At 59.4% G+C, this 19095-nt stretch carries 18 protein-coding genes; 8 read left to right on the top strand and 10 right to left on the bottom strand.

Annotated features, from left to right (window positions below; translation table 11 throughout):
• Window positions 1-3: 3 nt before the first annotated feature.
• Both hisF and ACM6I5_RS07585 read left to right on the top strand, forming a co-directional pair.
• On the top strand, window positions 4-774 hold the full coding sequence (gene hisF, locus ACM6I5_RS07590; protein ID WP_007897430.1) for an imidazole glycerol phosphate synthase subunit HisF: 771 nt from the start codon (window positions 4-6) through the stop codon (window positions 772-774).
• Window positions 775-852: 78 nt separating this feature from the next.
• Window positions 853-1608, top strand: a complete 756-nt coding sequence (locus tag ACM6I5_RS07585) for a substrate-binding periplasmic protein (protein WP_017336057.1) — start codon at window positions 853-855, stop codon at window positions 1606-1608.
• 127 nt (window positions 1609-1735) lie between these two features.
• Here ACM6I5_RS07585 and ACM6I5_RS07580 read toward each other — a convergent pair whose 3' ends face one another.
• The 4 genes from ACM6I5_RS07580 to gpmI form a co-directional block, all read right to left on the bottom strand.
• Complete coding sequence (locus ACM6I5_RS07580; protein ID WP_414883482.1) at window positions 1736-2503, bottom strand: divergent polysaccharide deacetylase family protein; 768 nt, start codon at window positions 2501-2503, stop codon at window positions 1736-1738.
• Window position 2504: 1 nt separating this feature from the next.
• Window positions 2505-3824, bottom strand: coding sequence for a S41 family peptidase (locus tag ACM6I5_RS07575; RefSeq protein ID WP_017336059.1), 1320 nt, complete (start codon window positions 3822-3824; stop codon window positions 2505-2507).
• 34 nt (window positions 3825-3858) lie between these two features.
• Window positions 3859-5151, bottom strand: coding sequence for a murein hydrolase activator EnvC family protein (locus ACM6I5_RS07570; RefSeq protein ID WP_017336060.1), 1293 nt, complete (start codon window positions 5149-5151; stop codon window positions 3859-3861).
• Window positions 5152-5392: 241 nt separating this feature from the next.
• The gene (gene gpmI / locus ACM6I5_RS07565) at window positions 5393-6922 is read right to left on the bottom strand and encodes a 2,3-bisphosphoglycerate-independent phosphoglycerate mutase (protein WP_414883481.1); all 1530 of its coding nucleotides are present in this window, start codon (window positions 6920-6922) and stop codon (window positions 5393-5395) included.
• A 153-nt stretch (window positions 6923-7075) separates the two neighbouring features.
• Between gpmI and ACM6I5_RS07560 the strand changes: the two genes are divergently transcribed.
• From ACM6I5_RS07560 to secB, 3 genes are read left to right on the top strand one after another with little or no spacing between them, the layout of a single operon-like run.
• Window positions 7076-7489 (top strand): rhodanese-like domain-containing protein, encoded by a 414-nt coding sequence (locus ACM6I5_RS07560; protein ID WP_008024918.1) that lies wholly within the window; start codon window positions 7076-7078, stop codon window positions 7487-7489.
• A gap of 1 nt (window position 7490) precedes the next feature.
• Window positions 7491-7745, top strand: coding sequence for a glutaredoxin 3 (gene grxC / locus ACM6I5_RS07555; protein ID WP_008149430.1), 255 nt, complete (start codon window positions 7491-7493; stop codon window positions 7743-7745).
• Window positions 7746-7786: 41 nt separating this feature from the next.
• Window positions 7787-8278: a protein-export chaperone SecB gene (gene secB / locus ACM6I5_RS07550; RefSeq protein ID WP_017336062.1), complete on the top strand. Its 492-nt coding sequence runs from the start codon at window positions 7787-7789 to the stop codon at window positions 8276-8278.
• A 121-nt stretch (window positions 8279-8399) separates the two neighbouring features.
• Here secB and ACM6I5_RS07545 read toward each other — a convergent pair whose 3' ends face one another.
• Window positions 8400-8855 (bottom strand): tRNA (cytidine(34)-2'-O)-methyltransferase, encoded by a 456-nt coding sequence (locus tag ACM6I5_RS07545; protein WP_007949025.1) that lies wholly within the window; start codon window positions 8853-8855, stop codon window positions 8400-8402.
• Here ACM6I5_RS07545 and ACM6I5_RS07540 point away from each other — a divergent pair.
• Window positions 8854-9294 carry a hypothetical protein gene (locus ACM6I5_RS07540; protein WP_017336063.1) on the top strand — a complete coding sequence of 147 codons (441 nt, stop codon included), beginning with the start codon at window positions 8854-8856 and terminating at the stop codon, window positions 9292-9294. The genes ACM6I5_RS07545 and ACM6I5_RS07540 overlap by 2 nt on opposite strands.
• Window positions 9295-9774: 480 nt before the next feature.
• On the opposite strand, the gene ntrC is transcribed toward ACM6I5_RS07540, so the two are convergent.
• The 5 genes from ntrC to glnA form a co-directional block, all read right to left on the bottom strand.
• Window positions 9775-11211, bottom strand: coding sequence for a nitrogen regulation protein NR(I) (ntrC, locus tag ACM6I5_RS07535; protein WP_017336064.1), 1437 nt, complete (start codon window positions 11209-11211; stop codon window positions 9775-9777).
• A complete protein-coding gene (glnL, locus tag ACM6I5_RS07530; RefSeq protein ID WP_017336065.1) occupies window positions 11208-12293 on the bottom strand; it encodes a nitrogen regulation protein NR(II) in 1086 nt (361 codons plus the stop codon). The genes ntrC and glnL overlap by 4 nt, the downstream gene beginning before the upstream one ends.
• A 230-nt stretch (window positions 12294-12523) precedes the next feature.
• On the bottom strand, window positions 12524-13144 hold the full coding sequence (locus ACM6I5_RS07525) for a DUF4124 domain-containing protein (protein ID WP_414883480.1): 621 nt from the start codon (window positions 13142-13144) through the stop codon (window positions 12524-12526).
• Window positions 13141-13650, bottom strand: a complete 510-nt coding sequence (locus ACM6I5_RS07520; protein WP_017336067.1) for a DUF4124 domain-containing protein — start codon at window positions 13648-13650, stop codon at window positions 13141-13143. Before ACM6I5_RS07520 ends, ACM6I5_RS07525 begins: the two co-directional genes overlap by 4 nt.
• 200 nt (window positions 13651-13850) lie before the next feature.
• On the bottom strand, window positions 13851-15257 hold the full coding sequence (glnA, locus tag ACM6I5_RS07515) for a glutamate--ammonia ligase (RefSeq protein WP_017336068.1): 1407 nt from the start codon (window positions 15255-15257) through the stop codon (window positions 13851-13853).
• Between the two features lie 330 nt (window positions 15258-15587).
• Here glnA and thiI point away from each other — a divergent pair, with 330 nt between their 5' ends.
• Both thiI and typA read left to right on the top strand, forming a co-directional pair.
• On the top strand, window positions 15588-17042 hold the full coding sequence (thiI, locus tag ACM6I5_RS07510) for a tRNA uracil 4-sulfurtransferase ThiI (protein ID WP_017336069.1): 1455 nt from the start codon (window positions 15588-15590) through the stop codon (window positions 17040-17042).
• A 139-nt stretch (window positions 17043-17181) separates the two neighbouring features.
• Window positions 17182-19002 carry a translational GTPase TypA gene (typA, locus tag ACM6I5_RS07505; RefSeq protein ID WP_017336070.1) on the top strand — a complete coding sequence of 607 codons (1821 nt, stop codon included), beginning with the start codon at window positions 17182-17184 and terminating at the stop codon, window positions 19000-19002.
• Window positions 19003-19095: the final 93 nt, after the last annotated feature.

Below are 19095 nucleotides of genomic sequence, written 5' to 3'. Positions count from 1 at the left end.
ACCATGGCGCTGGCCAAACGCATCATCCCTTGCCTGGACGTGGACAACGGCCGGGTGGTCAAGGGCGTCAAGTTCGAGAACATTCGTGACGCCGGTGACCCGGTGGAAATCGCCCGTCGCTACGACGAGCAGGGTGCCGACGAGATTACCTTTCTCGACATCACCGCCAGTGTCGATGGTCGCGACACCACGTTGCACACCGTTGAACGCATGGCGAGCCAGGTGTTTATTCCGCTGACTGTGGGCGGTGGCGTGCGCACTGTGCAGGATATTCGCAATCTGCTGAATGCCGGCGCGGACAAGGTTTCGATCAACACCGCTGCGGTTTTCAATCCGGAATTCGTTGGCGAAGCGGCGCAGCATTTCGGTTCGCAATGCATCGTCGTCGCCATCGATGCCAAGAAAGTCTCCGGTCCGGGCGAAACCCCGCGCTGGGAAATCTTCACCCACGGCGGGCGCAAGCCAACCGGTCTCGACGCCGTCGAGTGGGCGAAGAAGATGGAAGGCCTGGGTGCCGGTGAAATCCTGCTGACCAGCATGGATCAGGACGGCATGAAAAACGGTTTCGACCTGGGCGTGACCCGCGCCATCAGCGATGCGCTGGGTATTCCGGTGATCGCCTCCGGCGGTGTCGGCAACCTGCAGCATTTGGCAGACGGCATTCTCGAAGGCCACGCCAGCGCGGTATTGGCGGCGAGTATTTTCCACTTCGGCGAATACACCGTGCAGGAAGCCAAGGCCTACATGGCTCATCGCGGCATCGTGATGCGCTAAACAAACCGATACAGGCCAGTGGACATCATGGCGGGCTCAGGGCACTCTTGGGCACGCCATGGATTTCGGTAGCCAGATATGCTCAAACGCCTTCTTCTTGCCCTCGCCAGTGCCTCTCTATTGCTTATCAATGGAGTGCACGCTGCAGAAAATCCTGACACCGACCTCGTGTTGCTGACGGAAAACTTCCCGCCTTACAACATGGCCAAGAACGGCAAGAACTTCGCTCAGGACGAGAACATCAACGGCATCGCCGTGGACATCGTCCGTGAGATGTTCAAGCGCGCCGACATTACCTACAGCCTGACGCTGCGTTTCCCTTGGGAGCGAATCTACAAGCTCGCCCTCGAGAAACCGGGTTATGGCGTGTTCGTGATGGCGCGGTTGCCGGACCGCGAAAAGCTCTTCAAATGGGTCGGCCCGATAGGCCCGGATGACTGGATCATGCTGGCCAAGGCGGACAGCAAAATCAGCCTGGAAACGCTGGAAGATGCGCGCAAATACAAGATTGGCGCGTACAAGGGCGATGCGATTGCCGAGACGCTGGCCAAGCAAGGGTTGAAGCCGATTGTCGTGCTGCGCGATCAGGACAACGCGAAGAAACTGACCAGCGGTCAAATCGACTTGTGGGCCACGGGCGACCCGGCCGGGCGATATCTGGCTCGACAGGACGGCGTGACCGGGCTCAAGACGGTACTGCGCTTCAACAGCGCCGAGTTGTACCTGGCGCTGAACAAAAACGTGCCAGATGAAACCGTCGCCAAGCTGCAGGCCGCGCTGGATAAATTACGCAAGGAAGGCGTGGTGGACGAGATCATGGCGCGGTATCTCTGATACCACCGTGTTCAAGTGTGGGAGCGAGCCTGCTCGCGATGAGGCAGTGTCAGTCAACATCACTGTTGGCTGATTCACCGCCATCGCGAGCAGGCTCGCTCCCACAGTGGTTTTGTGTTGTTGCGGATTAGCGGTACACGCCATCCTTTCCATGCGCAGCCGTCGCGCGATTGCTGCGCACGCTGATCATCTGCTTGATGTCGATCCACTCAATGCCCTGAGCCTTGAGCTTGGGCAGTTCCCTCTCCAGCACCGCCAGTGTCTGCGGATACGGATGCCCGATCATTACCGCCGAACCCTGTTTGCGCGCCAGGCTGATCGCGGTCTGTAACTGTGTGAAAATCGCCGCTTCCGTGCGCTCATCATCCAGGAACACATCCCGCGAAACACTCGCCAACCCGATCTTCTGCGCCTCGGCCGCCCCCACGGTTTGCGCGCTGGTTCGACTGTCGAGGAAGAACTTGTGCCGCCGCTGCAAATCCGCCATCAGCCAGGCCATGGCAGCGGTTTGAGCAGTCATCCGGCTGCCCATGTGATTGTTGATGCCCGCGGTGTAAGGCACGACCTTGAACGCCGCATTGAGGCGTTTTTCGAGTTCGTCGATGGGCAAGTCGGGATGCCAGGCGAACGGGCCCGTGGCTGGGTCCATGGGCATGTGCAGGATGACGATCTTGCCGGCGCGATGGGCTTCGCGGGCGAATTCGGTGGCGTGGGGCGTGTCGGGCATGATCGCGGTGGTTACCGGGCCGGGCAGGGCCAGCACGCGGCGATCCCGGGGCAGGTTCTGCCCCAGGTCATCGATGACCAGTGTGAGGTAGGCCTTTTGAGGGGCGGGCGCCGCGTGAGCAACACCCGCCAGACAGCACAGCAGACCGAGAGCCAGCCGCAGGCGCATCTCAGCGGCCGGAGGTGATGCTCAACCCTTTGAGCAGGCTCAAGGCCTGGGCCAACTGGTAATCATCATCCTGCGGCATCGCCTTGGCTTTGCCACTGGAGCCGGTCGGTTTGTCGGCGCCGCCGTTGCCATTGCCCAGGTGACCTTGCAGATCGGCTTCCTTGAAGTACTCGCCGTCCTGCTCGCTGGTGATCTTGGCCTTGCGTACTTCGATGTCCGGGACGATGCCCTGGGCCTGGATCGAGCGACCGTTCGGCGTGTAGTACAGCGCCGTGGTGATCTTCAGTGCGCGGTCGTTGTTCAGCGGCAGCACGGTTTGCACCGAACCTTTACCAAAACTGGTGGTGCCCATGATCACCGCGCGCTTCTGATCCTGCAGGGCGCCGGCAACAATTTCCGAGGCCGAGGCACTGCCGCCGTTGATCAGCGCAACCATTGGCACGGCTTCGCTTTCGTCCTTGCCGGTGGCGGAGAAGCGCAACTCGGAGTTGGCGATGCGGCCCTTGGTGTAAACGATCAGGCCTTTGGTGATGAAGTGGTCGACCACTTCCACCGCCGCCTGTAGCACGCCACCCGGGTTGTTACGCAGGTCGAGGATGATGCCTTTGAGTTTCTTGCCGTTGTCCTTGCGCAACTTGGCCAGGGCCTTGGAGACTTCTTCGCCTGTCTTGACCTGGAACTGGGTGATACGGATGTAGCCGTAGCCGGACTCCAGCAACTGGCTCTTCACGCTCTTCACCTGAATGATGGCGCGGGCCAGGGTCACGTCGAACGGCGTGCCGCCATCGCGAACCAGGGTCAGGGTGATTTTCTGGCCGATCTTGCCGCGCATCTTGTCCACGGCTTCGGTCATGCTCTGGCCGCGAGTCGGCTGGCCGTTGATCTTGACGATGAAGTCGCCGGCCTGAATGCCAGCCTTGGAGGCCGGGGTGTCATCGATAGGCGAAACCACCTTGATGAAGCCGTCCTCGGCACCGACTTCGATGCCCAGGCCGCCGAATTCGCCGCTGGTGCTTTCCTGCAATTCAGCGAAGTCTTCCGGGCCCAGGTAGGCGGAGTGCGGATCGAGATTGCTGAGCATGCCCTTGATGGCGTTTTCCAGCAGGGTCTTGTCGTCCACCGGCTCGACATAGGCTGCCTTGATCCGATCCATGACCTCGGCAAAGGTGCGCAACTCTTCCAGCGGCAACGGCGCCTTGGTGGTCGCAGCAGTGCCCGCAGGCGCGACCGCCGGAGCCGGTTGAGCAGCGAACGCCAGAGGCGCGCCGATCACCAGGGCGATCGTCAGGGCCAGCGAGGTAAGACGGGACAAATGCAGCATGTCGAACGAACTCCTAATGTAGGTGACTCAACGCCTATCCTTGCGCGCGGCACCATTGCGCCGGATCACTCGGGTGACCCTGCTGACGAATAGCGAAATACAGCGCTGGTGTGTCCTGCCCGCCACTGCTGCCAACAGTGGAGATGGACTCACCGGCTTTTACCACGTCACCCGCAGACTTGAGCAGCGTCTGGTTGTGACCGTAAAGACTCAGGAAACCGTTGCCGTGGTCGAGAATCACCAGCAGCCCCGCACCGCGCAACCAGTCGGCAAACACCACGCGTCCGCCATGCACGGCATGCACCTGGCTGCCGGCGGAGGCGCTGATCATCACGCCGTCCCACTTGGTTCGGGAGTCGTCGCCACGGGTTTCGCCAAAGCGTGCCAGCAGTCGACCATCAACCGGCCACGGAAGTTTGCCGCGAGTTGAAGCAAAAGGGCCGCCGAAGGTTTCGCCTGAACTGGAAACCAGCGCACCGGGTGTTGATTTAACGGGTTTGCGTGGGGCGTCGGTGGCATTTGCTTGAGCCTCGGCCTCACGTAAACGCTTTTTTTCGGCTTCCTGCTGGGCGATCAGCGCTTTTTGCCGCGCCTCTTCTGCCTCTCGAGCCTGGCGGGCCAGGGTTTCTTCAATGGTTTTAAGGACTTTAGACAGGTCCGCCTGATCCTGCTCGCGGGCGGCCAGCTTCTGGTCGCGAGCCTTTACGTCGTCACTCAGCTTGGCCAGGACTCGCTGGCGTTCCTGACGGACTTTGTCGAGTTCATCACGCTGGCTGTCGAGGCTGCTCTTCTGCACCAGCAATTGCGCTTGCTGCAGGGAAATGTCCTTTTCGACATTGGCCAGTTGGCGCAGGGTTTCGTTGAAATTCTTCAGCTGCTCCAGGCGGGCCTGGCTCAGGTAGTCGTAATAGGTGAGGGTGCGGGCGAATTTTTCCGGGTTCTGCTGGTTGAGCAATAGCTTCAAGTACTCCTGACGGCCGTTCTGGTAGGCCGCGCGGGCCTGAATGGCGATCAGTCGTTGCTGTTCAATGCGCGCGCTCTGGAGTTTTTTTTTCTCACCATCGAGACGCTGCAGCTCGGATTCGCTTTTCTTCAGCTCTTTTTGCAGGGCTTCGACCTGCTTCTCGAGCTTGCCCATCTCGGTCTCGGTGCCCTTGAGGTCTTTCTGCACACCGGATTTTTCTTCCTGGAGCTTGCCCAACAGTTTTTTCAGCTCGGCAATGTCCTGACGCGTGGCGTCCAACTGTTGTTGGGTTTGCGCGCGCTCGTCAGCAAAGGCCGGTTGGAGCAGGCAAGTCAGAGCAAGGGCTATCAGGACGCGAAGCATAGAGGCGGGTGATACCAGGGAAAGGGACGGCCTAGTATGCCCGCCCCACGCTGCAAAAAAAACGCCCAATTGGGGCTGTGTGATAACTGGAGCGGTGTTGCCTCTGAAAACACTCCAAAACCGCTGTGGGAGCGAGCCTGCTCGCGATGGAGCCCTGACATTCAACAATGATGTTGGCTGTCAGATGGCTATCGCGAGCAGGCTCGCTCCCACAGGGTTTGGCGTCGTCAGATGGATCTGGTTACACCAGAATCGATGTGCCGGTCATTTCAGATGGTTTTTCCATCCCCAGCAGCATCAGCATCGTCGGCGCGACATCCGCCAGCACGCCGCCATCACGCACCTTGAATTTCCGCTTGCCGACATAGATGAACGGCACTGGCTCGGTGGTGTGAGCAGTGTGTGCCTGGCCAGTGGAGGCATCGGACATTTGCTCGACGTTGCCGTGGTCGGCCGTAATCAGCGCTTCGCCGCCGACTTTTTCCAGGGCATCGACGATGCGGCCGACGCACAGGTCCAGGCATTCCACGGCTTTCACCGCGGCATCAAACACACCGCTGTGGCCAACCATGTCGCCGTTGGCGTAGTTGACCACGATCACATCGTAACGCTGGTTTTCGATGGCATCGACGATGCGGTCGGTGACTTCCGGCGCGCTCATTTCCGGCTGCAGGTCATAGGTGGCGACTTTCGGCGACGGGATCAGGATGCGCTCTTCACCCGGGAACGGTTCTTCACGACCGCCGGAGAAGAAGAAGGTCACGTGGGCATATTTCTCGGTTTCGGCGATGCGCAGCTGGGTCTTGCCGTTTTTTGCCAGGTAGTCACCGAGCACGTTGTCCAGACTGCCGGCGGCGAAGGCCGAAGGCGCAGGAATGCTGGCGGCGTATTGGGTGAGCATGACGAAACCGGCCAGTTTCGGCTGGCGTGCCCGCTCGAATTCCTTGAAATCGTCTTCGACGAACACGCGGGTCAGCTCGCGCGCGCGGTCGGCGCGGAAGTTCATGAACACCACGGCGTCGCCGTCTTCGACTTTCACCGGCTCACCGATGGAGGTGGCTTTGACGAATTCGTCGCTCTCGCCACGTTCGTACGCGGCTTGCAGGCCTTCCTGAGCGGTGGCGGCGTTGAATTCACCGTTGCCATCGACGATCAGATTGTAAGCCTGGGATACGCGGTCCCAGCGGTTGTCGCGGTCCATGGCGAAGTAACGGCCGATGATGCTGGCAATCCGGCCTTTGCCGAGGGCCTGGAAGGTCGCGTCGAGCAATTCGATGGACGACTGGGCGCTTTTCGGTGGCGTATCGCGGCCATCGAGGAAGGCGTGCAGGTAGATTTTCTCCGCGCCGCGCTTGTAGGCCAGTTCGGCCATGGCGACCAGGTGATCCTGGTGACTGTGCACGCCGCCATCGGACAGCAGGCCCATGAAGTGCACGGCTTTGCCGGCAGCTACGGCTTTATCCACCGCGGCGCAGATAGTCGGGTTCTCGAAAAACTCGCCGTCGCGGATCGATTTGGTCACGCGCGTAAAGTCCTGATACACAACACGGCCGGCACCGAGGTTCATGTGGCCGACTTCGGAGTTGCCCATCTGGCCATCCGGCAGGCCGACGTCCATGCCACTGCCCGAGATCAGGCCGTTCGGCACGGTGGCCCACAAACGGTCCAGTACGGGCTTCTTGGCCGCAAACACGGCGTTGGACTCAGGGCTGTCACTGTGACCGAAGCCGTCGAGAATAATCAGGACCAAAGGTTTAGGCGTGGTAGTCATGGATTCCACTCGTGGCTGAGTTAAAAGAGGGCAATGGAAAAGGGAGTGGCAGTTTAAAGCGAAGTTCCGACGGCGTCACCGCTGGACGGGGTTTGGCCCACCATAGTGGCTGTGTATACTGGCCGACATTTTAACGCCCTGGAACCTCCTTCGATGGTTGCTCACCTGATTGAATTTGCCACTAACCACTATCTGCTCGTCGGTATCTTCGTCGTACTGCTGGCGTTGCTGATCGCTTATCAAATGCAAGGCGGCGGCCGCAGCCTGAGCACCGGTGAACTGACCGGGCTGGTCAACAAGGACGCGGGTGTTGTGATCGACATTCGTCCGGTCAAGGATTTCGCCGCCGGTCACATTGTTGGCGCGTTGAACATTCCTCACGACAAACTGGCCGCTCGCGTCGCCGAACTGGAAAAGCACAAGGCCAAGACCATCATCCTGGTCGACGCCATGGGCCAGACCGCCGGCACGCATGCCCGCGAGCTGATGAAGTCCGGCTTCACCGCCGCCAAGCTGTCCGGCGGTATTTCCAGCTGGAAAGGCGACAACCTGCCGCTGGTGAAGTGATATGAGCAACGTCGTCGTCTATTCCAGCGATTACTGCCCTTACTGCTCGCGAGCCAAGTACTTGCTCGAGAACAAAGGCGTGGCCTTCGAAGAGATCAAGGTCGATGGCAAGCCGCAGGTGCGCGCCGCCATGGCCCAGAAGGCCGGACGTACGTCCGTGCCGCAGATCTGGATCGGCAGCACCCACGTTGGCGGCTGTGATGATTTGTTTGCCCTGGAGCGCGCCGGCAAGCTCGACGCCATGCTCAAGGCCTGAATGCCTTCCCTATAAGACCCCAAGATCAGAAAGGATCTGAGATGACTGACCAACAGAACACTGCAGCCAGCGAAGAAGACACCGCACCGCAATTCTCCTTGCAGCGCATCTACGTACGTGACTTGTCGTTCGAAGCCCCGAAAAGCCCGGCGATCTTCCGCCAGCAGTGGGAACCGAGCGTCGGTCTGGATCTGAACACTCGTCAAAAGGCCTTGGAAGGTGACTTCCACGAGGTCGTACTGACCTTGTCGGTTACCGTGAAGAACGGTGAAAACGGCGAAGTGGCGTTCATCGCTGAAGTGCAACAGGCCGGGATCTTCCTGATCAAGAACCTGGACGACGCTTCGATGAGCCACACCCTCGGCGCGTTCTGCCCGAACATCCTGTTCCCGTACGCTCGCGAAACCCTGGACAGCCTGGTGACCCGTGGTTCGTTCCCGGCCCTGATGCTGGCTCCGGTGAACTTCGATGCGCTGTACGCACAAGAGCTGCAACGCATGCAGGCGGCGGGCGAGACTCCGACCGTTCAGTAAGCGGTTCAGCAACACCCATGTGGGAGCGAGCCCGCTCGCGAAAGCGGTGTTTCAGTCGGTATTGATGTCGACTGACACGCCCTCTTCGCGAGCAGGCTCGCTCCCACATTTGTTATGGGTGTTACTTGAAACCGAGCTGACGCCAGCCTTCGTAGACGGCAACCGCCACGGTGTTCGACAGGTTCAGGCTGCGGCAGCCTTCGCGCATCGGCAGGCGCAGGCGTTGTTCACCAGGCAGGGCGTCGAGCACTTCAGCCGGCAGGCCACGGCTTTCCGGACCGAACAGGAACGCGTCGCCCTCGGCAAAGCTCGCGTCGTGGAACGGCCGCGAACCCTTGGTGGTAAAGGCAAACAGCCGCGGATGACCAAGGCTTTCCAGGCAGCTGGCGAGGTCTGCATGGCGTTGCAGGGTGGCATACTCGTGGTAGTCGAGGCCGGCCCGGCGCAGGCGTTTGTCATCCATCTCGAAGCCCAGCGGTTCGATCAAATGCAGGTGGCAGCCACTGTTGGCGCACAGCCTGATAACGTTGCCGGTATTCGGCGGAATTTCTGGTTGGAAAAGGATGACGTGAAACATGCACGGCTCCGAAGGTAAAGATGACGCGCATTCTACGCCGCAAGCGGACCCGCGTTCGAAACTATTCCCGCGGGTGATGGGTTCGCTGGCGATTGTCGGGGTGATGGTGGGGCTGATGATCGGCCGCCTGACCACGCCCGACCCCAGCGAACTGCAGCAAGTCGACGTGACGAGCGACGGGCTGGTGGTGTGGTTCAACAACGAACCCAAGTCCCACGGCGAGTTTGTGGACGGCAGCCTGGCGTTGCTGTTCGAGGCTGAGGGCAAGGCGCAGAAAGGTCAGCTCAAGCTCAACGACAAGAGCGTGAACTGGCGGGTGCGTTCGAGTGACGGGGGGCTGTTGCTGTCGGTCGTGGCGGCCCGGCCACTGCAGGGTGAGTGGGCCGGTAGCGAGGTCGATGACCGCTGGCGGCTGGAGATCCATCTCCGAGAGCAATAAAAGAGGGAATCCCCGGCCTGCCTGTACCAAGGTTCCCAAAACGGGAGGGCTCGCGCATTGCGTCGTGAGCCCGGTGTAAAGAAGGAACCCCTGACCTGCCTGTATCAAGGGCCCCAAAACTGTTTGGGCTCGTCGCAAGTGCGGTATGAGCCCGATGTAAAGAGGGGAATCCCCGGCCTGCCTGTACCAAGGTCCCCGAAACCGGGTAGTGAACTGAATCACTGAATGGACTATTGCAGGGGGCGTGCCAGGTTTTAACAAGTTGAAACAGAAACACTGATTGAAACGCCGAAAGCCCCGTATTACGGGGCTTTCGTGTTTTTTCGATAAGGGTTCGATTGCGAACGAAGGCAGGATTTCGGATCAGTTGGCGTGCGCGATTGCGGTTCACGGTGCCTTGCGGCGGTGCATTCGGCCGCCAAAAGCATCGCGGGCAAGCCCGCGATTGGATCTCACTGGCAGCGAAGTACTAACAGCCGGTTAACCCTCTTCTCCTTCATCATCATCCCCGCCATCCACCTTCATCCCCAGCTCCTTGATCTTGCGCGTCAGGGTATTACGCCCCCAACCCAGCAAAACGGCGGCATCGCGGCGGCGGCCAGCGGTATGCTTGAGTGCGGTTTCGATCATGATCCGTTCGAAGGCCGGCACTGCCGTGTCGAGCAGGCTCGACTGACCGCGAGCCAGCGCCTGGTCAGCCCACTGACGCAGCGCTTGTTCCCAGTTGGTCACTGGCGCTGAATCCTGGGGCAGGCTCAGCAACTCCGGCGGCAGGTCGCTGATGTGCACTTCGCGACCCGAAGCCATCACCGTGATCCAGCGGCAGGTATTCTCCAGCTGACGCACGTTGCCGCCCCACGGCAGGTTCTTCAGGTATTCCTCTGTTTCACTTTTCAGCAGCTTCGGCTCTACCGCCAGTTCTTGCGCGGCGCGGCTGAGGAAGTGCTTGGCGAGCGTCGGGATGTCTTCGCGACGGTCCGACAGCCGCGGTATATGAATGCGGATCACGTTGAGGCGGTGGAACAAGTCTTCACGGAATTTCCCGGCGTGCACCAGGGTTTCCAGATTCTGGTGCGTCGCGGCGATGATTCGTACATCAACCTTCACCGGCACATGACCGCCGACGCGATAGAACTCGCCGTCGGCCAGCACGCGCAGCAAACGGGTTTGTGTGTCAGCCGGCATGTCGCCGATTTCATCAAGGAACAGCGTGCCGCCGTCCGCCTGCTCGAACCGTCCGCGACGCAGATTGGCCGCGCCGGTGAACGCACCCTTTTCATGGCCGAACAGTTCGGACTCCATCAGATCCTTCGGAATCGCCGCCATGTTCAGCGCAATGAACGGCGAAGCCGCCCGTGGGCTGTGACGGTGCAGGGCGTGGGCCACCAGCTCTTTACCCGTGCCCGATTCACCGTTGATCAACACGGTAATGTTGGAGTGACTCAGGCGCCCGATGGCGCGAAACACTTCCTGCATCGCCGGCGCTTCACCGATGATTTCGGGTGTGCGGGTCAGGGCAACCGGGACTTCCAGGCCTTGCTGTTCCTGGGCGTGCTGGTTGGCGCGCTTGACCAGCGACACGGCTTCGTCCACGTCGAACGGCTTGGGCAGGTACTCGAACGCACCGCCCTGATAGGACGCGACAGCGCTGTCCAGATCGGAGTGCGCAGTCATGATGATCACTGGCAACCGTGGGTGTTGCTCGCGAATCCGCGCCAGAAGGTCCAGACCGCTGGCCCCCGGCATGCGGATGTCGGAGATGATCACGTCCGGCTGCTGGCGCGCCAGACGGCTCATCACGCCATCGGCGCTGTCGAAGCTTTGCGTGGTCATGCCTTCTTGTTGCAAGGCTTTTTCCAGGACCCAACGGATAGAACGGTCGTCATCGACGATCCACACGGTTTCACTACGGCTCATGTCGATGTGGCTCCTTGTTCCAGTGGCAGAAAGATCGAGAAGGTGGTGTGGCCTGGATGGCTGTCACATTCGATCAGGCCCTGGTGCTGGCTGATGATGTTCTGGGTAATGGCCAGGCCCAGCCCGGTACCGTCCGGACGGCCGCTGACCATGGGAAAGAAGATGGTTTCCTGCAGGTCTGCAGGAATGCCGGGACCGTTGTCGATGATTTCGATCTTGGTCACCAGGCGATGGCGCACGTGGCCGATGGTGAACTGGCGCATGGCGCGGGTGCGCAAAGTGATGCGGCCCAGGCGCAGCTCGTTCTGGCTGCTGATGGCCTGCATCGCGTTGCGCACAATGTTCAGGACGGCCTGAATCATCTGCTCGCGGTCGATCAGCACGTCGGGAATGCTCGGGTCGTAATCGCGCACCAGCGTGATGCAGCCTTGGCTTTCCGCCTCGACCAAATGACAGACACGTTCCAGCACTTCGTGGACGTTGCACATGGCCAGCGAAGGCAGTTTGTTGGAGCCGAGCATGCGGTCCACGAGGTTTCGCAGGCGGTCGGCTTCTTCAATGATGACGTTGGTGTAATCGCGCAGGCTCTCTTCCGGCAGTTCGCGGGCGAGCAACTGGGCTGCGCCGCGAATCCCTCCCAGCGGATTCTTGATTTCGTGAGCGAGGCCGCGCACCAGCATCTTGCTGGTTTCCTGTTTCGACAGCTGCGCCTCTTCCTTGGTGATCCGCAACAAGCGGTCTCGTGGATGGACTTCCAGCAGCAGCATGGTGGCGCCGTTGGCCAGGATCGGTGTTACCGCGTAATCGACGGTCAGCGTCTGGCCGGTGAGGGCCGTGAGCATCGCTTCGCGCTTGGTGAACGGGTGCGCCTGCTCGACCGCCTGACGCAGGGAATTCAACGCCTCGGTGGATTCAGTGAACAACTCGCTGATGAACTGCCCATGGCTTCGCTGACCGCTGATGGCCAGGAGCATCTCTGCCGCCGGGTTCATGTACTCAAGGCGCAGTTCGGCATCGAGCAGAATGGTGGCGGTGGTGAGGTTGTCGAGTAGCAAACGGTGTAGTGCGTCGCTAATGGTCATCGGGACCTCTTTTGGAGCAGGGCGCGCGCATGAATAAAGCGCTGATGCGAGGAAAATGCAAAAACCAAACCAAGGCTCCGAAAAGAAGCGTTAAAGGCCTGAAACGGGCGTTTGACGCTCGTTTGCGTGGCGTTCTGCCAGCTTTTGCGGGTACTTTCGAACCAAAATGGGTTGGAATGTGGGTACGGTGCAAGCTATTGCACCAATATAGTGCGCAAAGCTGAATGGCGTTAGAAGAAGCGCAGGAAGGGATTTTTTTCTTCTCCGGGTTTGTCTTTGAGCGGACATTCCGGTCGTTGGCCGTAGTCGGTCAGCGTGCAGGGTTTGACCTGGCGTTTCTGCGCGAGGGAGATGCGCAGCATGTGAAACGGCTGATTGGCCGTACGCTCGACGATGCGGCCGCGCTCATCGAGAATTTCTACCGACAGGTTATGGCTGCCACGGTCGATGTTGCTCAAGGCAAATACCGGACTCGGGCCGGGTTCTGCGGTGGGCTGCCCGTCCAGCAACAAACGGTATCGATGACCCCGTTGCAAGCCGGGTTCGCTGGTGACGCTGACGATCAGCTCGCCAGCGCTGCTACGAACCGTGGCGTCGGGCTCGGGCACCAGCACTCTGAGCAGTTCGTAGCGGAACAGCGGCTTGGTTTCGTTTTTTTTTCCGGCAATCACTGGCGCTGCGCCGGTCGGGTTGGCGGACATGCTGTTGCTCGTCGCCAGCGGCACGCGTTTGGCGTTGCGGGAGCCGGGCTGGTCAGTGAAGACCCGATTGCCCTGGGCGTCGATGTAGGTGAAGACTTCGGCCGACACGGGCAGTACGACCAGGCAGGCGAGCAACAGCCACCCCCTCACGGCTTGTGCACTCGCTGGACGGTGAAGGTCAGGACCGGGCTCTGCTGGACGACGTTTTCCCCCTCGATCACCTGGACCGCGAGGCTGTGAGTGCCGCGATCAATGTTGACCAGTTGCAGAATCGGCACGTTGCTCGGCTGGCCATAAGGCTGATCGTCCAGCAACAACCTGAATAAATGCGGACCTTGCAGGCGGGGTTTGATCAGCACGTTGACGGTGAAGGTGCCGTTGTTGGCGCGCAGCGCCTCGGTGGTCGGCAAGTTGGTCAGCTCCAGCACCTCGTAGGCGCTGCGCGGCTGTTCGCGGCTGGTGGCTTCGACAGGTGGGGCGGCAGGTGTCTGGCTCTCGACGCTATTGAGCGGCGGTAACTCGACCGGCTCCGCCTTCACGCCGTCAGGCGGCTGATTGCTGTAGGCGGTGTTCCCGGCGGCGTCGGTGTACTTATAGATCTGCGCTGCGGCGGGCAGGGCGATCAACAGCAGCATCAATAGAAAACCACGACCCATAAAATCGACCAGAAACGAAAGCGTTGGATTGCAGCATAGGTCAGTGGCGGCGGTTGGCCCAAGCTGTAAACATCCGGGAATGATTTTCGAGATCCCTCAAACACCACAGGAGTAGGGCGTTGCCGCTGAATTGCGGGCACAAAAAAGGCCTCCCGAAGGAGGCCTCTTTTTGTCACGCCGCGTGCCGCAGCGCTACCGGATCAGCAGCTGTAGTACAGCTCGTATTCCAGTGGGTGTACGAAGGTGCGGACCTTGATTTCTTCTTCGCTTTTCAGCGCGATGTAAGCGTCGATGAAGTCATCGGAGAACACGCCGCCTTTGGTCAGGAACGCGCGACCTTTGTCCAGCTCTTCCAGGGCTTCTTTCAGGCTGCCGCAAACTTGTGGGATCTCTTTCGCCTCTTCAGGCGGCAGGTCGTACAGGTTTTTGTCAGCTGCGTCGCCAGGGTGGATCTTGTTCTGGATGCCGTCCAGGCCAGCCATCAGCAGTGCAGCGAAGCCCAGGTATGGGTTGGCTGCTGGATCCGGGAAGCGGGCTTCGATACGGCGAGCGCGTGGGCTGGACACGTAAGGAATACGGATCGAAGCGGAACGGTTGCGAGCCGAGTAGGCCAGCATTACCGGAGCTTCGAAACCTGGGACCAGACGCTTGTAGGAGTTGGTCGACGGGTTGGTGAAGCCGTTCAGGGCCTTGCCGTGCTTGATGATGCCGCCGATGAAGTACAGGGCGGTGTCGGACAGGCCGGCATAGCCTTCGCCAGCGAAGGTGTTCTTGCCATCTTTGGCGATGGACAGGTGAACGTGCATACCCGAACCGTTGTCGCCGTAAAGAGGCTTAGGCATGAAGGTCGCGGTGCGGCCGTATGCGTCAGCAACGTTATGTACGCAGTACTTCAGGGTCTGAACTTCGTCAGCCTTGGCGACCAGGGTGTTGAACTTCACGCCGATTTCGTTCTGACCGGCAGTCGCCACTTCGTGGTGGTGAACTTCGATGACCAGGCCCATTTCTTCCATGGCGTTGCACATGGAGGTACGGATTTCGTGGTCGTGGTCGAACGGCGGAACAGGGAAGTAGCCGCCTTTGACGCCTGGACGGTGGCCACGGTTGCCGCCTTCCACGTCCTGGTCGGACATCCACGAACCTTGTTCGGAGAAGATTTTGAACATGGAGCCAGAGATATCGGACTTGAACTTCACTTCGTCGAAGATGAAGAATTCTGGTTCCGGACCAACGAATACGGTGTCACCGATACCGGTCGACTTCAGGTATTCCTCGGCGCGTTTGGCGATCGCACGTGGGTCGCGGTCGTAGCCTTGCATGGTCGAAGGCTCGATCACGTCGCAAACCAGGATCAGGGTCGGCTCTTCGGTGAACGGGTCGAGGACGGCAGTGCTGTCGTCCGGCATCAGGATCATGTCGGAGGCTTCGATGCCTTTCCAGCCAGCGATGGAGGAACCGTCGAACATTTTGCCTTCTTCGAAGAAAGCTTCATCCAGCGCGTCGCGAGCCGGCATGGTCACGTGGTGCTGAGTGCCTTTGGTGTCCGTGAAGCGCAGATCAATCCACTTGACGTCATGATCTTTGATGAGTTGAACCGACTTCGACATAGTGTCCTCCGGGTGGCTTCGGGCTTAGTAGTGGATGCCCTTAGAATGTGGGTGATGCCGGCGCGAATACTCTGCCAAGGCAACCTGCCTCACAAGGGAGCAAATTGCATGCCAGTGCCCCAGCATGGGTTTTTTGCCCCAATATCACGCTTATAAAGGCACAAATCGCATTGAGGGGCAAAATGTCGCCCTACAATGTAGCGTCGAAACCAATAAACGACCCGTTTTGGTGCGCTGAAAACCTTCTGCACATTAACTGGTTAAACCTTGAGCAATTTCCGCTATAATCCGCGCCCCCCTTTTTCGGCTGGCCCAGCGCGCGCTGTTTTCATGAAACTAATCGTAAAAGTCTTCCCCGAGATCACCATCAAGAGCCGCCCGGTACGGATGCGTTTCATCCGCCAGTTGGCCAAAAACATCCGCACCGTGCTCCGTGACCTGGACCCGGCCGTGGTGGTGAACGGTGTGTGGGACAATCTCGAGCTTGAAACCCGCGTTACTGAGCCTAAAGTCCTGAAGGACATGACCGAGCGCCTGAGCTGCATGCCGGGCATCGCGCATTTCCTGCAGGTCGACGAGTACCCGTTGGGCGACTTCGATGACATCGTCGCCAAGTGCAAGCTGCACTTCGGTGATTCGCTGGCCGGGAAGATTTTTTCGGTGCGCTGCAAACGCGCCGGCAAGCATGAATTCAGTTCGATGGATGTCGAGAAATACGTCGGCAGCCAACTGCGTCGTCAGTGCGGCGCCGCCGGAATCTCGCTGAAAGAGCCGGAAATCGAAGTTCGCATCGAAATTCGCGACAAACGGTTGTTTGTGATCCACAGCCAGCACAACAGCATCGGCGGTTATCCGCTGGGTGCCCTGGAACAGACGCTTGTGCTGATGTCCGGCGGCTTCGATTCCACTGTTGCGGCCTACCAGATCATGCGCCGTGGCCTGATGAGCCATTTCTGCTTCTTCAATCTGGGCGGGCGGGCCCATGAACTGGGCGTCATGGAAGTGGCGCACTTCATCTGGAAGAAGTACGGCAGCTCCCAACGCGTGTTATTTGTCAGTGTGCCGTTCGAGGAAGTACTGGGAGAAATTCTCGGGAAAGTCGATAACAGTCATATGGGTGTAGTTTTGAAGCGTATGATGTTGCGCGCTGCTTCCCGTATTGCCGATCGGCTGGACATCGAAGCGCTGGTCACCGGTGAAGCGATTTCCCAGGTTTCCAGCCAGACGCTGCCGAACCTGTCCGTGATCGACTGCGTGACCGACAAGCTGGTCTTGCGTCCGCTGATCGCCAGTCACAAGCAGGACATCATCGACCTGGCCAACGAAATCGGCACTGCCGACTTCGCCAAGCACATGCCGGAGTATTGCGGGGTCATTTCGGTGAACCCCAAGACCCACGCCAAGCGTCCGCGCGTGGAGCATGAAGAGAAAGAATTCGACATGGCGGTCCTTGAGCGTGCGCTCGAGAACGCCAAACTGGTGCCGATCGATCGCGTGATCGACGAATTGGGCCAGGACTTGCAGATCGAAGAAGTCAGCGAAGCACTGGCGGGCCAGATCATCATCGATATCCGACACCCGGATGCCGCTGAAGACGAGCCGCTGGAACTCGCTGGCATTGAGGTACAAGCGATGCCGTTTTATGCATTGAACGCTCGTTTCAAGGAACTGGACCCTACTCGCCAGTACCTGCTGTATTGCGACAAAGGCGTGATGAGTCGCCTGCATGCCCACCATTTGCTCAGTGAGGGGCATGCCAATGTGCGCGTTTATCGACCGAGCTAAGAGCCCGGGGCTGTTTGCCTGTGGCCTGCGTCACCGGCCCCCCGACTCTGCCGTCAAGCTGTAACGGCAAGGCCTGACTCTACTGTTAATCGCTGCCAAGACTTGTCAGCACACCGAATCCTCTGATCGAGATACACAAGTGATCGAAAATCTACGCAACATCGCCATCATTGCTCACGTTGACCATGGTAAAACCACCCTGGTAGACAAACTCTTGCGTCAATCCGGCACCCTGGAGCGCAACGAGCTCAACGACGAGCGCGTGATGGACTCCAACGACCAGGAGAAAGAGCGCGGTATTACCATTCTGGCGAAAAACACCGCCATCAACTGGAACGGCTACCACATCAACATCGTGGATACCCCGGGCCACGCCGACTTCGGCGGCGAAGTTGAACGCGTAATGTCGATGGTTGACTCCGTTCTGCTGCTGGTTGACGCTCAAGACGGCCCTATGCCGCAAACCCGTTTCGTGACCAAGAAGGCTTTCGAAGCCGGCCTGCGTCCGATCGTGGTCATCAACAAGGTTGACCGTCCAGGCGCGCGTCCGGATTGGGTTCTGGACCAGATCTTCGACCTGTTCGACAACCTGGGTGCCACCGAAGAACAGTTGGACTTCAAAGTCGTCTACGCCTCGGCCCTGAACGGTATTGCCGGTCTGGAACACACCGACATGGCTGAAGACATGACCCCGCTGTACCAGTCGATCGTCGACAACGTACCTGCGCCGAAAGTCGACCGTGACGGTCCGTTCCAGATGCAGATCTCTGCTCTGGACTACAACAGCTTCCTGGGTGTTATCGGCGTTGGCCGTATCGCTCGTGGCCGCATCAAGCCGAACACTCCGGTTGTCGCTATCGACGCCGACGGCAAGAAGCGTAACGGTCGTATCCTGAAGCTGATGGGTCACCACGGCCTGCACCGTATCGACGTTGAAGAAGCAGCTGCCGGCGACATCGTCTGCATCAGCGGCTTCGACCAGCTGTTCATCTCCGACACTCTGTGCGACCCACTGAACGTCGAAGCGATGAAGCCGCTGACCGTTGACGAGCCAACCGTTTCCATGACCTTCCAGGTAAACGACTCGCCTTTCTGCGGTAAAGAAGGCAAGTTCGTGACTTCCCGTAACATCAAGGAACGTCTGGACAAAGAGCTGCTGTACAACGTTGCTCTGCGCGTTGAAGAAGGCGACTCGGCTGACAAGTTCAAAGTCTCCGGCCGTGGTGAGCTGCACCTCTCGGTACTGATCGAAACCATGCGTCGCGAAGGCTTCGAAATGGGTGTTGGTCGTCCGGAAGTGATCATCCGCATGGTTGACGGCGTCAAGCACGAACCGTACGAAAACGTGACCATCGACCTGCCGGAAGAATCGCAAGGTTCGATCATGGAGCAGATCGGTATCCGTAAGGGCGACCTGACCAACATGGTTCCGGATGGCAAGGGCCGTGTGCGCCTTGAGTACAACATCCCGGCCCGTGGCCTGATCGGCTTCCGTAACGAGTTCCTGACCCTGACCTCCGGTGCAGGCATCCTGACCTCGATCTTCGACCGTTACGACGTGATGAAGTCCGGCGACATGTCCGGCCGTCAGAACGGCGTGCTGGTTTCGGTTGCTACCGGTAAGGCTCTGACTTACTCGCTGGAAACCCTGCAAGCTCGCGGCAAACTGTTCCTGGGTCACGGTGAAGACGTGTACGAAGGTCAAATCGTCGGCATCAACAGCCGCGACAACGACCTGGGCGTCAACCCAACCAAAGGCAAGAAGCTCGACAACATGCGTGCTTCGGGTAAAGACGAAACCATCGCTCTGGTTCCGCCTATCCGTTTCACCCTGGAACAAGCGCTTGAGTTCGTGCAAGAAGACGAACTGTGCGAAGTCACTCCTAAGTCCATCCGTCTTCGCAAGAAGATCCTGGGCGAAAGCGAGCGTACCCGCGCTGCCAAGAAAAGCGGCAACTGAGTTTCGACTTAGTTAAGGCTTAAAAAAACGCCCCCGACCGCAAGGTCGGGGGCGTTTTTGTTTGTCCGGGGTTTGTGCGGTCACTGTGGCGAG

Source organism: Pseudomonas sp. IT-P171 (assembly GCF_949767765.1).
GTDB classification, from domain to species: Bacteria; Pseudomonadota; Gammaproteobacteria; order Pseudomonadales; family Pseudomonadaceae; genus Aquipseudomonas; species Aquipseudomonas fluorescens_B.
The sequence above is the reverse complement of the archived record's forward strand: the minus strand, read 5'-3'. Positions and strand labels throughout refer to the sequence as shown.